The sequence below is a fragment of the Saprospira grandis str. Lewin genome, assembly GCF_000250635.1.
GTDB classification, from domain to species: Bacteria; Bacteroidota; Bacteroidia; order Chitinophagales; family Saprospiraceae; genus Saprospira; species Saprospira grandis.
In genome coordinates, this window is the sequence record NC_016940.1 from 2,151,988 (window position 1) to 2,165,956 (window position 13,969).

Annotated in this window: 11 protein-coding genes; 6 read left to right on the forward strand and 5 right to left on the reverse strand. The window is 45.5% G+C overall.

Going from position 1 to position 13,969, the window contains the following annotated elements; all coding sequences use genetic code 11:
- Window positions 1–36: 36 nt before the first annotated feature.
- Window positions 37–2,868 carry an excinuclease ABC subunit UvrA gene (gene uvrA, locus SGRA_RS09670; protein WP_015692489.1) on the reverse strand — a complete coding sequence of 944 codons (2,832 nt, stop codon included), beginning with the start codon at window positions 2,866–2,868 and terminating at the stop codon, window positions 37–39.
- 494 nt (window positions 2,869–3,362) lie between these two features.
- Here uvrA and hisA point away from each other — a divergent pair, with 494 nt between their 5' ends.
- From hisA to SGRA_RS09705, 6 genes are all read left to right on the forward strand, one after another.
- Window positions 3,363–4,088: a 1-(5-phosphoribosyl)-5-[(5-phosphoribosylamino)methylideneamino]imidazole-4-carboxamide isomerase gene (hisA, locus tag SGRA_RS09680; RefSeq protein ID WP_015692491.1), complete on the forward strand. Its 726-nt coding sequence runs from the start codon at window positions 3,363–3,365 to the stop codon at window positions 4,086–4,088.
- Window positions 4,089–4,693: 605 nt separating this feature from the next.
- Window positions 4,694–5,665 (forward strand): TonB-dependent receptor plug domain-containing protein, encoded by a 972-nt coding sequence (locus SGRA_RS09685; protein ID WP_041329599.1) that lies wholly within the window; start codon window positions 4,694–4,696, stop codon window positions 5,663–5,665.
- Window positions 5,620–5,919 carry an IS66 family insertion sequence element accessory protein TnpA gene (gene tnpA / locus SGRA_RS09690; protein WP_015692493.1) on the forward strand — a complete coding sequence of 100 codons (300 nt, stop codon included), beginning with the start codon at window positions 5,620–5,622 and terminating at the stop codon, window positions 5,917–5,919. Before SGRA_RS09685 ends, tnpA begins: the two co-directional genes overlap by 46 nt.
- A gap of 5 nt (window positions 5,920–5,924) precedes the next feature.
- Complete coding sequence (locus SGRA_RS09695) at window positions 5,925–6,725, forward strand: IS3 family transposase (RefSeq protein ID WP_245538686.1); 801 nt, start codon at window positions 5,925–5,927, stop codon at window positions 6,723–6,725.
- Window positions 6,726–6,811: 86 nt separating this feature from the next.
- Window positions 6,812–9,121, forward strand: a complete 2,310-nt coding sequence (locus tag SGRA_RS09700; protein ID WP_050981171.1) for a TonB-dependent receptor domain-containing protein — start codon at window positions 6,812–6,814, stop codon at window positions 9,119–9,121.
- 83 nt (window positions 9,122–9,204) lie between these two features.
- Window positions 9,205–10,710: a SusD/RagB family nutrient-binding outer membrane lipoprotein gene (locus SGRA_RS09705; protein WP_050981172.1), complete on the forward strand. Its 1,506-nt coding sequence runs from the start codon at window positions 9,205–9,207 to the stop codon at window positions 10,708–10,710.
- A gap of 330 nt (window positions 10,711–11,040) precedes the next feature.
- Here SGRA_RS09705 and queG read toward each other — a convergent pair whose 3' ends face one another.
- The 4 genes from queG to SGRA_RS09725 form a co-directional block, all read right to left on the reverse strand.
- Window positions 11,041–11,970: a tRNA epoxyqueuosine(34) reductase QueG gene (gene queG / locus SGRA_RS09710; protein WP_015692496.1), complete on the reverse strand. Its 930-nt coding sequence runs from the start codon at window positions 11,968–11,970 to the stop codon at window positions 11,041–11,043.
- Between the two features lie 260 nt (window positions 11,971–12,230).
- Window positions 12,231–12,899, reverse strand: a complete 669-nt coding sequence (locus tag SGRA_RS09715) for a nitroreductase family protein (RefSeq protein ID WP_015692497.1) — start codon at window positions 12,897–12,899, stop codon at window positions 12,231–12,233.
- Window positions 12,892–13,329, reverse strand: coding sequence for an rRNA maturation RNase YbeY (ybeY, locus tag SGRA_RS09720; protein WP_015692498.1), 438 nt, complete (start codon window positions 13,327–13,329; stop codon window positions 12,892–12,894). Before ybeY ends, SGRA_RS09715 begins: the two co-directional genes overlap by 8 nt.
- Before the next feature lie 4 nt (window positions 13,330–13,333).
- The gene (locus tag SGRA_RS09725) at window positions 13,334–13,741 is read right to left on the reverse strand and encodes an ATP-binding protein (RefSeq protein WP_015692499.1); all 408 of its coding nucleotides are present in this window, start codon (window positions 13,739–13,741) and stop codon (window positions 13,334–13,336) included.
- Window positions 13,742–13,969 lie beyond the last annotated feature (228 nt).

A 13,969-nucleotide genomic window follows, 5' to 3' on the forward strand; every position in this document is an offset into this window, starting at 1 on the left:
CGCTTATGCGATATCCCTTTTTTGATGGCCAAGGGGCTACAACTCTAGTTTTAGGAAGCGGCCAGTATGGCTATTGGGGCAGGCGGCAATTTCTTCTGGGCTACCTTGGGCAATAATTTGCCCGCCTTTGGCCCCTCCTTCTGGACCAATATCAACCAGATAGTCGGCTACCTTAATGACATCCATATTATGTTCGATCACCAGGACCGTATTGCCTCTTTCCACCAACATATTGAGGACATTGAGCAGCAGGCGAATATCGGCAAAATGTAATCCGGTGGTGGGTTCATCTAGAATATAGAAGGTGTTGCCCGTATCTCGTTTAGACAGCTCCTTGGCTAGTTTGATGCGTTGGGCTTCCCCACCAGAGAGCGTCGTCGCCGATTGTCCGAGCGTAATATAGCCTAGGCCTACATCTTGGAGGGTAGCAATTTTGCGATGAATTTTGGGCAGGTCGGCAAAGAAGTCACTAGCTTCATCTACCGACATCTGTAGCACATCGCTAATACTTTTCTTCTTATAAATAATCTCGAGGGTTTCGCGATTATAGCGTTTGCCTTTACAGCTTTCGCATTCTACCTCTACATTGGGTAAAAACTGCATTTCGATTAGGCGGTAGCCGCTGCCTCCGCAATCTTCGCAGCGTCCGCCAGAGACATTAAAGGAAAAGCGGCCGGGTTTGTAACCTCGGATTTTAGCTTCGGGGATAGCAGCAAAGAGCTTGCGAATTTCGTCAAAAACGCCAATATAAGTAGCGGGATTAGAGCGGGGTGTTCGGCCAATGGGCTGTTGGTCAATTTCGATGACCTTATCAATATGTTCTATTCCTTCGATACTGTCGTAGGCAAGGGGTTTTTGGATCGAATTATAGAAATGTTGGCGGAGAATAGGGTAGAGGGTTTCATTGACTAGGGTTGATTTTCCGCTACCCGATACGCCAGTGACACAGATGAGTGTTCCTAGCGGCAGTTCTAAATCGACGGACTTGAGGTTATTGCCTTTTGCTCCTTTTAGCTGAAGTTGTTTGCCATGGCCTTTTCTGCGGGCTGTAGGGGTAAGGATTTTGAGTCGGTTAGCCAGATAATCGGCAGTAATGCCCGATTGAGAGAGGAAGTCATGGGGTTTTCCTTCAGCGACAATTTCGCCACCGAGTTTACCGGCTTTTGGTCCCAAATCGATCAGATAATCGGAGGCCAGCATAATATCTTTATCATGTTCTACCACCAAGACCGAATTGCCGATATCGGTTAATTCTCGGAGGGCTACAATAAGCTGTTCATTATCTCTTTGGTGCAGGCCGATACTAGGTTCATCTAAGACATAAGTAATACCGGTCAGTTGAGAGCCAATTTGGGTAGCTAGGCGGATGCGTTGAGATTCTCCGCCGGAGAGGGTTCTGGCGGGGCGGTTGAGTTGCAGATAATCGAGGCCCACCTCTAGGAGGAAGCCTAGTCGGAGGCGTAATTCCTTAATAATATCGGTACCAATTAGCTGTTGGCGTTTACTCAACTGGCTGGGGAGTTCTTCTAGCCAATCATAGAGGCTACGAATATCCATTTGGGCTAATTCGGCGATATTTTTTTCGGCCAATTTAAAATAGAGTGATTCTTTGCGCAGGCGGCTGCCTTCACATTGGGGGCAATCGATGACCCGCATAAACTCCTCGGCCCAGGAGCGGATTTTTTCTGAGCTAGAGCTTTTATAATAATGTTTGAGCATACGCACCAGGCCTTCATCGGCTAGATTGTGCGACAATTCTTCTCGGCCAAAATTGCGGGCATCAAAGCTACCGTCTCCGCCATAGAGAATGGTCCGGAGAGCTTCTTCGGGAATTTCCTTGACGGGAGTAGAGAAGCTAAACTTATATTTTTTGGATAGGGCGCGCAGTTGTTTGAAGGTCAGGTTTTTTCGGACCTCTCCTAGGGGGACAATAGCTTGTTCATTAATACTTTTGCTATCATCTGGAATGACCAGTTCTAGGTCCACCTCATGTAGTTCGCCTAAGCCTTTACAGTGGGGGCAGGCGCCATAAGGAGAGTTAAAAGAGAAGCTATTGGGGGAGGGTTCTTCATAAGAAATGCCAGAATCGGTACACATCAGATACTTACTATACTGATGAATTGTTTCGCTTTCGTGTTCCATAAACATGACAAAGCCGTTGCCATGTTTGAGGGCTGTTTTTAGAGAAAGTTCGAAGCGGTCGCGGCGTTTTTCGCTCACCTTGAGGCGGTCTACTACCAACTCAATATCATGAGTTTTATAGCGGTCGATTTGCATACCTGCTTCAAGATCGATCATATAGCCATCTATGCGCATTTTGGTAAAGCCCTGTTTGCGCATTTGTTCAAAGAGTTCGCGGTAGTGTCCTTTACGGGCGCGGACCAAGGGGGCCAGCAAGATGCCCTTTTTCCCTTCAAAATGTTGGAAGATATGCTCGATAATTTGCTCCTCGCTATAGCGTTGCATTTTTTTGCCTGTTTTATAGGAATAGGCATCGCTAGCGCGGGCATAGAGTAGGCGGAGAAAATCGTAAATTTCGGTAACGGTACCTACGGTAGAGCGGGGATTTTTGCTGGTTGTTTTTTGTTCGATAGCGATAACGGGGCTAAGGCCTTCAATTTTTTCGACATCGGGTCGTTCCATATTTCCGATAAACTGTCGGGCATAAGAGGAGAAGGTCTCCATATAGCGTCTTTGGCCCTCTGCGTAGATAGTATCGAAGGCCAGCGATGATTTGCCGCTACCACTTACCCCAGTAATGACGACCAATTGGTTGCGGGGAATACGCAAGTTAATTTTTTTGAGGTTATGCTCGGAGGCGCCCCAAATTTCCATAAATTCTTGCTCTTTTGACTCTTGCTGGCTCATGATAGGCATTTCTAATTGAGAATGAAGTGGCAAAGATAATAAGTCTTCCTTGCTCCGAACAAAGCCGTCTTAAAAAAGATTGGAACTTTATTAAAGATTTGCGTTGGGGGAGGCGGCGCAGCCGCCTTCAAGGCGCGGAGCGCCTCGGCTGAGGGATGGACAGCAGTGGCCGAAGGCCAGACCAAAGCGCGAAGCGCTGCAGGGCCGAGCAGGCCTGCGAGCTGCGAAACAGCCCGACCCGAGCGGAGCGAGGGGCAGCCCCAAATAAAAAAAGGACTAGCTTTGAAAAAAGTTGGAAAAATTACTTTTGGTGGATTTGTGTTTTTGGGGATAAAGCTTTGGGTTAGGTTTATTTTGGGAAGTAATTATTTTAGATCCTTCATTTTGTTCCCTGCTAGCTGGCTTGTTTTTGTGGGGAAGGGCCTTATTTTCTTAGAAAGTTGTTAAATTTAGAGCCAAGACCTAGAGTTCCAAGCCAATCAAAAAAAAGCCTTATGATTAAAGTTATACCTGCCTTAGATATCCTGAATGGTAAATGTGTTCGTTTGACCAAGGGAAGTTTTGAAGAAGCCAAAGTTTACGATGAAGACCCGGTAGCGGTGGCCAAGCGTTTTGCGGCGGCTGGAGTAAAGCAGTTACATTTGGTAGATTTGGATGGGGCCAAAGCGGGGCGGGTGGTCAACTATGAGATTTTGCGGGCGATCACGGAAGAGACGGATTTGGAGGTAGAATTTGGTGGTGGGATCAAGTCGGATCAGGATTTGGCTCAGGTATTTGCGGCTGGTGCGCAAAAAGTGACGATTGGGACCTTGGCGGTAAAGAACCCGAAACTGCTTTTATCTTGGTTGCAAAAATATGGGAAAGACCGCATTATTTTGGGGGCAGATGTATTGGATGGGCTCATTCGGATTGAGGGTTGGGAGCGAGAGACAGAATTTAAGCTCTTTGACTTCATTACGAACTATCAGTGGCATGGGATTCAGTATATTTTGTGCACAGACATTGATAAAGACGGGATGATGCAGGGGAGTTCTTTGGACTTATATGAGTCCTTGTTGGCTCAATTTCCGGATTTGAAGTTTATTGCCAATGGGGGAATTTCTTCTATTGAGGAGTTGCAGGAGTTGGATAAAATGGGCTGTTATGCGGCTGTAGTGGGCAAGGCGCTTTATGAGGAAAAGATCAGTTTGGAAGAGCTTGCCCAGTTTTTGAGTGAATAAAATAAAATAGCGAAAGTCTTGAACAAAATGGTCCATGGGCTGTTGTGCTGTGTGTGATTCAAATTTCTGGGCTTGTTCCAGGATTTTGTCGAGAAACCAAGCTTTCAACTTAAAGGCCGTCCCGCAATTGCGGGACGGCCTTTTTTTGGTTTTGGCGAAGAAAAAAGAGATATGTAAAATATAGAATAGATATAAATTACAAATGTTTATTTATACTGTCTTGAATACTAGTAGAATAGCTGCTTGTTGTTTGCAAGGGCTATTTTTGGGTTTAGGCTCGTCGTTTACAGTAGATTACCCAATATTATAATAGAATTATATTCTATATTTTTGTACTTAATAGTTATTTAATTTGGTTAGGCTTCCTATTTAGAGTTGTTAAAAAATACTTAGCATTTGGGGGCTTTAGATTTTGTTTCCTAATAAAATTTGAATAAAAAGGAGTAAAGCTTTAGTTTTATTGGGTGAAATCTGCAAAAGCATAGCTAAATAGTTGTTTGATGTTGGCCTTGGATTTAAAAAAACCTTAAAATGGTTTTGTTGGGTCAAAGACAACCGCTAGCTTTATGTTGTTAAGGATTACGTTTAACCAAAAAAAGTTTTCTATGAAGTACCTTAATCTAATTACATTAGCCTTGCTGATGACTATTAGTACCGTCTATGCCCAAACTACGGTGACAGGGGCGGTAACTACAGAAGCAGGCGACCCTATTATTGGGGCTAACGTCTTAGTCAAGGGTTCCTCCCCGATTATTGGAGCCATTACTGATTTTGACGGAAACTATCAGATCACGGTCCCTGAGGGCTATGAAGTTTTGTCTTATAGCTATGTAGGCTATGCCAGTCAGGACATTGAAGTAGCGGGTCAGACGACCATCAATGTTACTTTGGTAGAGGGAGTAGAAGTCAATAAGGTGGTGGTAACTGCTTTGGGGCTATCTAGAGAAGAGAAAGCTTTGGGTTATGCGACCCAGGAGGTTTCTGGAGATGATCTCAACAAGGCTCGTGAGGTCAATGTCGTTAACTCTTTGCAAGGTAAAGTAGCTGGTGTGCAGATTACTGGATCATCTAACTTGGGAGGATCTTCTCGCATTGTGATTCGTGGTGCGGGTTCTATTACTGGAAACAACCAGCCTTTGTTTGTCGTTGATGGAGTACCTTTGGACAATGCCAACCACACGGATGCCGACCAAGAGCGTGGTGCTGGTGGATATGACTACGGTAATGCCATTCAGGATCTTAACCCCGATGACATTGAGAGCATCAACGTATTGAAGGGCCCTACTGCTGCGGCACTTTATGGTAACCGTGCTGCCAATGGTGTAGTTATCATTACGACCAAAAAGGGAAAGAACATGTCTGTAAAGAATGCCCCTATTGGTGTATCGGTCAACTCTTCTATCCAATTTAATAATGTATATGTATTGCCCAACTACCAAAACCAATATGGTGGAGGAGCGGGTGTAGCCTGCCCAAAAAAGCAACCATTAGTTATAGAAAATAATTATCTTAAAGAACAAAAACTAAAAGGATGCGAAAAAGTAAATTCACGGAAAAGCAGAAGTTATCAATTTTAGCTGAGCACGACAGCGGCCTTAGCGTGGCAGATTTGTGTAGAAAGCACCAAATAAGCCCAGCCACTTTCTATAAATGGAAAAGATCCAAAGAGCAAGAAGTTGACGATAAAGAGCGTTTAATCAAGGGATTAGAGGCCCAAAATGCTCGTTTAAAAAAGATGTATGCAGACTTAAGCATGAATTATGAAATTTTAGAAGAGGGCTATGCAATGGCAAAAAAGCACTTAACCCCAAAAGACAAGAAAGAGTCATAGACGAGCTGTCCAAGAAGTACAGTGTGCGTCGAATCTGTGTCGTTTTGGGGTTTCGTCGTCAAACATACTATAAACGAAAGTCAGGTCATCGGCCAGAAGTAGTCGATGATCAAATCGCTAAATTACTGCATGAAGTCACGAAAGAATATTTAGCTTGGGGCTTTTGGAAAGTTTTTCATTACATTAGAAATCAAGGTGTTACCTTCAACCACAAGAAGGTGTATAGAATCTGGAAGAGAGAAAAATTAAACTTGAGACAGCGCCCAAAGCGTCAGCGTATTCGCAGAAAATTTGAACCTATCTCTTTGCCCAAGGAGGTAAATAAGGGTTGGTCTATGGATTTTTTGAGCGATTGGGTCATGAGCTCAGATAAGAAATCGGTCCGAATTATCAACATTATGGATGAGACCTCAAGGCGAGCTTTGTGGACAGAAGCCCATCAAAGTATCTCTGCAAAAAAGCTTACTGATGTACTTGATAAAGTACTGGATTACAGAGGTAAACCTGACTATATTCGTTGCGATAATGGGCCAGAATTCATCTCTAAAAAGTTAGCTGCTTGGGCCCAAAAACATGATATTGAATTAAAGTTCATCCAGCCAGGAAAACCTACCCAAAATGCATTTATTGAGCGATTAAATAAAACTTTGAGAACAGAGTGTTTAAACTTATCTTGGTTCCACTCTTTAGAAGAACTAAATGAGGAAATTCAAAATTGGTTTCAGCACTACAATTTTAATCGTCCCCACCAAAGTCTGGGAAATATTAGCCTATATGACTTTGAAAGGACGATGTTAGATGTATAGTATTTTTTGGTTGCACCTTACGGGTAGGCTACACGGGTTCTTCTTTTGCCAATAGCGTAATTGATACCAACCAACTAGTAGCCGATATGGCTTATGATGGAAGCTGGGGCCCTGCCTATAATGGTCAGCAAGTTCGTCAGTGGGACTCTTATGATGAGTGGGATACTGAAAACTTTGGCCAAACTAGAGAGTGGAAAGCCAACCCTGATAACGTAAAGGATTTCTTCCGCACTGGAATTACCGCTACCAATAGCGTTTCTTTGGGTGGTGCTAGCGAAAAAGGATCTTTCCGCTTAGGATTTACCAATACACAGCAAAAAGGAACACAAGAAAACTCTAGCCTCAACCGTAATAATATCTCATTCAACTCTAGCCTCAACCTTAGCGATAAGTTGACCGCTTCTGCCAATGTAAATATTGTTAACTCTAAGGCTAATGGCCGTCCGCTTACTGGATATGGCGAGTCAGTCATGTCTCAGTTTAATCAGTGGTTCCAGCGCCAATTGGATATGGACCGCCTACGCGATTATCAGAATCCTGATGGAACAATGCGCCCTTGGAACCGTACCTCTGAGCTAGATGGTAGCGCCAAGTACTGGGATAACCCCTTCTGGGAGCGCTATGAAAATGGCCAAAAAGATAGCCGTAACCGTGTATTCGGTAATGTAGCTCTATCTTATACCTTTAATGACAAGTTCTCTGTAACTGGTCGCGCTATGACCGATTTCTACACGGACCGCCGTGAAGAATGGGTGGCTGTAGGTGGCGTTCGCGTACCTATGTACTCTGAAGATGTTCGCTTCTTCCAAGAAAATAACTACGACCTTATCGGTAACTATAAGGATCGCTTCGGTGATTTCTCTGTTTCTGGAATGCTGGGTATGAATTACCGCCGCACTACCGCAGAACGCAACTATGCTTCTACTCAAGGTGGTCTTAATACCCCCGGCTTGTACAACTTGAGCAACTCTGCCTCTGAACTAACAAGCACCGACGCTACTTCTGAGTTGGCTATCTTCTCTATCTTTGAGCAAGCTACTGTAGGATACAAAGATTTTGTATACCTCGATTTGACCAACCGTACAGATATTAACTCTACGCTTCCTCTAGACAGAAATACTTATAACTATTATTCTGCTAGCGCAAGTTTGGTGTTCTCTGAGCTTATTCCCGCTAACGAAATCCTTTCTTTCGGTAAGTTCCGCGCAGGTTATGCTGTGGTAGGTAATGGTACTACTCCTTACAACCTACAAAATACTTATATCAGTAATGCCAACTTTAATGGCAACGGTACAGCTACTGTACCCAACTCTTTGCTCAATGAAGATCTTAAGCCCGAGCGTACTTCTGGCTTTGAAGCAGGTCTTGACCTTCGCTTCCTTAAAGATCGTCTAGGTGTAGATTTCACTTACTATAGCAATGTAACTAAAGACCAGATCTTTAATGTATCTCAGTCTGGCGCTACGGGCTATACTTCTCGCTCAATCAATGCCGGTAAAGTAGCTAACCGCGGTATCGAATTGATGCTTTATGCTACTCCTGTAAAAACTAAGGACTTCAAATGGGACCTTAGCCTCAACTTGGGTAAAAACAATAACGAAGTACTCGAATTGGCTACCGGTACCGATAATATCCGCCTAACTTCGCTATTTGGTGTGGCCCTAGACGCTCGCGTTGGTGAGCCTTATGGTACACTCATGGGTACAGATTATGTCTATGATGCCAATGGTAACAAAATCGTTGAAGATGGTGTCTATATGGTTTCTGATGTGAAGCCACTTGGCTCTGTTCTTCCCGACTTTACTGGTGGTTTCTCTTCTACCTTTAGCTATAAAGGCGTTTCTCTTTTCCTTTTGTTTGATTTCCAGAAAGGTGGTAAGCTCTTCTCTCTATCTAACCAATGGGGTAAGTACTCTGGTACGCTAGAGGAAACGGTAATCGAAACCGATGTTAATGGCGTAACCGACAATATCCGTAACCAAGGAATTATTGTAGAAGGAACTAACGTTTTGCGCGATGGCAATGGCGATTATGTTCTAGATGCTGACGGTAACTACCAGTCTGATGGAACCGAAAACACTACTGTTCTAGACGCTCAGTCTCACTTCTTCCTCAACCAAGGCTATGTCATCAATGCCGCCGATGTATATGATGCTAGCTTTATCAAGTTCCGTGAAGCACGTATTAGCTATACCTTCTCTAACAAATTATTTGAAGGTAGCCGCTTCAGAGATCTTTCGCTCTCTCTAGTTGGCCGTAACCTCGCTATCCTACACAGAAATATTCCCAATGTTGATCCCGAAGCAGCGATCAACTCTGGTAATGTTCAAGGTTTTGAAGGTGGTCAGCTACCTACCGAGCGCTCTATCGGAGTTAACTTGAACGTGAAGTTCTAAGCCTTTAACTCCTAAAAAATTTCTCCCAAATCTGTGGGGAGCTTCGGCTCCCCAAACAGTTTGCAAATTTAAATTATCATATTATGACTATAAATTGGCTAAGAAAAAATGGCTTGATGGCCGCTATGGGCCTTGGACTAGCGCTCTCGATAACTAGCTGCGATAAGCAGTTTGAAGAGCTGAATACCAACCCCAATCAGTCTTCTTCTACCGCTACTTCTTTTCTGCTCACTAATGCAGAAAAAACCATGATGGACCTCACCTGGGACGAATGGTTCAATAGCCGCCGCGGTAACCAACTCGCTCAGTATTGGGCCTCTAACCAATATTCTAATGAGTCTCGCTATCAGTTCCGCGTAGGAATTACCAACGATTATTGGAGCCTTTTCTACGCCCGTAGCCTACAAGATCTTCAGGAAATTATTGACCTCAACTCCGGAGAGGATGCCGCCGATTATGCCGGCTTTGGTAAAAACGCAAACCAAATCGCTATCGCCCAAATTCTCCAAACTTGGTTGTTCCAAAATATGACCGACTGCTGGGGACCCATCCCTTATTCTCAAGCCCTAAAAGGTGCCGAGTTCCCCTTGCCTAACTATGATAGCCAAGAGGATGTGTATATGGGTATGCTCGCTACCCTAGATGCCGCTATCGCCGCTATCGATGAGGCCGATAATAGCGTCCAAGGAGATGTAATCTATAATGGCAATATGACGCAATGGAAGAAGTTTGCCAATGCGCTCAAAATGCGTGTGGCGCTCCGTATGGCCGATACCAACCGTGGCGCAGAAGCTCAAGCCGCTTTTGAGGCCGCCGCCCCCAATAGCTTTACCTCTAACGCCGATAACGCTCTCTTCCCTTACCAAGCTAGCGACCCCAATATTAACCCCCAAGCCGAGGATTATCGCACCCGTAACGATTTCGCCGCCTCTAATACTATGGTCGACGAATTGCTCCGCCTAAATGATCCCCGCGTCGCTTTCTATTATGAACCCGCTAGCGCTACAGGTACTTTTGTCGGTGAGGTCTATGGCCTTTCCGAGTCTAATGCCGCCCTCACTACCGATGCCGAGGTGTCGCAACGTAGCCAAGATGTTCTAGCCAATGATGCTCCCGGCATCTTCCTAGATTATGCACAGCTTCGCTTTATGATGGCCGAGGCCGCCGCTCGCGGTTGGGGCGTTTCGGGTACTGCCGAAGATCACTATAATGCAGCGATCGAAGCGTCTATGAATTACTGGAATGATGGCTCACTAACAGCTACCGATATTAGCAATTATATCGCTCAGCCCGAGGTAGATTATAATACGCTTATCGGCAATGGCGAAAGCTGGCAGCAGGTCATCGGCCGCCAAAAATGGATCGCGCTCTATATGCAGGGCGTACAAGGTTGGGCCGAATGGAGACGCCTCGATTTTGGTATCCTCCAAGCTCCCGCCGATGGCACGCTCGATGGTACCGCTATCCCCACTCGCATGAAGTATCCCCTAGATGAACAAACCCTCAATGCCGAAAGTTACGCCGATGGGCTAACTAAGTTGGGCGGTGCAGACAACCAAGACACTAAACTCTGGTGGGATGTAAACTAATCCTTTCCCTTTTCTGATTTTACCCTGATCCCTAGGCCCGCTAGCTTGCTAGTGGGCCTTTTTTGCCAATAGTAAGCTGTTTTGGGGCCTCCGCTACGGCCTCCGGCCTTGCGGCGCTACGCTTCAGGGCTCGCAGGTCTGCTCGGCCCTGCGGGCATCACTTCGTTCTGCCCTTGGTCTGCGGCTTCGCCGCCCCCTTTCGCATCGCTAGGCCGATCCTGTAGGTTGAAACCTACAGCAAGAATGATATTGCTTCGCAATGATTTATAAATGAGGGTTGAAACCCTCATGAAGTTAAATCGTCGCTTCGCTCCTCTAGGTCCAAAAAAATTACGCTTCTTCCAAAAAGGCCAAGTTGCGCATTAAGCCCTTGTATTTGGTCCGCTTTACCGCCGATTTCTTAAATACTTTCCGAAAGACTTCTTCCGTCAATTCCATCCAATCTTCCCGCCGCATTTCTAATAGGTTTTCTTTGGGCCTAAAGGCCTCCTCCTGATGAGGCCGAGAAAATCGATTCCATGGACAAACATCCTGGCAAATGTCACAGCCAAACATCCAATCCGCAAATTGCCCTTTGTATTCCGCCGGCAACTCATCCCGCAACTCAATCGTAAAATAGGAGATGCATTTGGAGCCATCCATGATATACCCTTTTTCAGAAATGGCTTGGGTGGGACAAGCATCTATGCAGCGCCGACAACGACCACAGTAGTCTTTGATTGGCCCATCATAGACCAAGTCTACATCTATGATCAATTCGGCCAAAAAGAAAAATGACCCCCGCTGCTTACTGATTAATAAGGTGTTTTTACCAATCCAACCCAATCCCGAATGCTTGGCCCAGTCACGCTCCAATACTGGCGCAGAGTCTACAAAGGCCCGCCCATTAATGGGCCGACCCAATTCAGTCTCCAATAGGGCCAGTAAATGACGCAGCTTGGCCTTTAAAACATAGTGGTAGTCTTCGCCATAGGCGTACTTGGCCAGTTTGGGCGCTCCTTCTACTTGCTGCTCTTCCGGAAAATAATTAAAGCTTAAACTCACTACCGATTTGGCCCCATCTACCAACTTCCGAGGGTCTATCCGCTTCTCAAAGTGGTTTTCTAAGTATTGCATTTTCCCCTGATAGCCTTTATTTAACCAAGCTTCTAAACGACGGCCCTCTTCGGTCAGTTCTCGGGCCTGGGCAATGCGCAAATTATCAAAACCTTCTGCTAAGGCAGCCGCTCTAAGTTTGGCCGTAAGTTCGTATTTGTCCATTAATTATATTTCTTCTAAGCGTCTATGATGAGGCCTTTGAGCCAAGAAAGTATCGGCTGAGGGATGGTAGTGGGTGGCCGAAGGCCAGACCAAGGAGCGCAGCGACGCAGGGCCGAGCAGACCTGCGAGCCCACGAACAGCCCGACCCGCCCGATAATTCATGAGGGTTTTAACCCTCATTTTGCATAAGTTCGCAAAGCGATACCGCTTTGCGCTGGGTTTCAACCCAGCGGAAGGGGCAGCCCCAAAAATAAAATAAATTAATCCGCCTCCCAATATAAGGCCACCTCATCCAATGATTTTCGGCGCAAATCAGGCACCTCACAGCCCTCTGCAGCATAGCCGATAGGCAAAAGCAAAAAAGGCTTTTCATTTTTGGGCCGCTGCAAAATCTCCTGCAAAAAATTCATGGGACTAGGCGTATGCGTCAAGGTCACCAAACCCGCCTGATGAATGGCCGAAATCAGAAAACCCGCCGCCAAACCTACCGATTCGTTCACATAGTAGTTTTTGCTGCGGCTGCCATCGGGCAAAATATCGTAGCTCTTCTTAAAGATGACGATGAGGTAAGGCGCCCGCTCCAAAAACGGCTTTTCCCAATTGGTGCCAAAAGGTTTTAGGGCTTCTAGCCACTCCTCCGACATTCGGTTGCTGTAGCTTTCATATTCTTCTTTTTCGGCCGCTTGGCGAATCTGCTGTTTAATTTCTGGATCAGAAATAATGCAGAAGGTCCATGGCTGCTTATGCGCCCCCGAAGGGGCCGAGCTAGCCGTTCGGACCAAGCTTTGGACCAATTCTTTGGCCACTGGCCGCTCCGAAAATAAGCGAATCGAGCGGCGCTTTTCCATTAAGGCCTCTAGCTCAAGGGCTTTTTTTAGGCTCTCTTCTGCCGATAAGTTTTGCGCTTGAAAAGGGATAAATTTAGGCATCGGACTGGGCATATTGAGCAAGCAAAGCCAAGGACTCATTCTCTTTCTGACGCATGAGCTCCGCCTCTTCCTTGCTTTTGTCTTTATAGCCCAAAAGGTGCAATAATCCATGAGCCATTACTCTATGGATTTCATTTTGGGCCGAAACTTCAAACTTCTCGGCATTTTCTCGGCAGCGTTCTACCGAAATAAAAATGTCTCCGCTCACAGGCTCTCCCTCTTCCTGATACTGAAAGGTAATCACATCAGTTAGGGTATCATGCTGCAAATACTCTTGGTTCATAGGCAGCAAATAGGCATCGGAGCAAAAAATAAAAGAAAGGGCCTCAATATCGAGACCCTCTCTTTTTGCGATCGCTTGCAGCCAGCTTTCCATTTGTTCAGCCTGCGGCAGCTTATAATCAATATCTTCCGTATAAAATTCAATCATCAACTTAGTGCAAGTTAAATTGTAGTTCAATCATGCGGCCTCCTTCCTTAAAGTCTACATGATCACTGAGGTTTTGCATCAAAAAAACGCCTCGTCCACCAGGAGTCATCAGATTTTCTGGTGCGGTGGGGTCGGGCAGCTGTGAGGGGTCAAAACCAGGCCCCTCATCTTCTACGGTAAAGGTAATGCAATTTTGCTGGATAGCGCTAGCAATATGGACCTTTTTATGGGCCTTGGCCTGGTTGCCATGCAAAATAGCATTGCTCACGGCCTCCGTCAAAGTGATGAGAATATTGCCAAAAAGCAACTCATCCAACTCATATTGCTGCAAAACCTGATTCACATAGGGTTCTACTTCTGCTATGTTTTTTGGGTGAGAATCTAGAGTAAGTTTTAGTGCAGTTCCGGTCATCAGCCATCGTTTTGCGAGTGATAAAATTGTTGTCTTTGAGCTAGTTATATAGCTACATATTTATAGTGTGTGTGCCCAGGAAGCGGGGAAGTAGAGGGAAGGGATGCTTCCGAGGGCCTTTCAAGCTGTCCATTTACGGAACTTTCCCGCAAAGGGTTTCATTTTATGGGGTTTATCTCAAATCTTTTTTCCTTTCGGTCCAATTTTGCTGCTTTTGAGCCCAAAAAG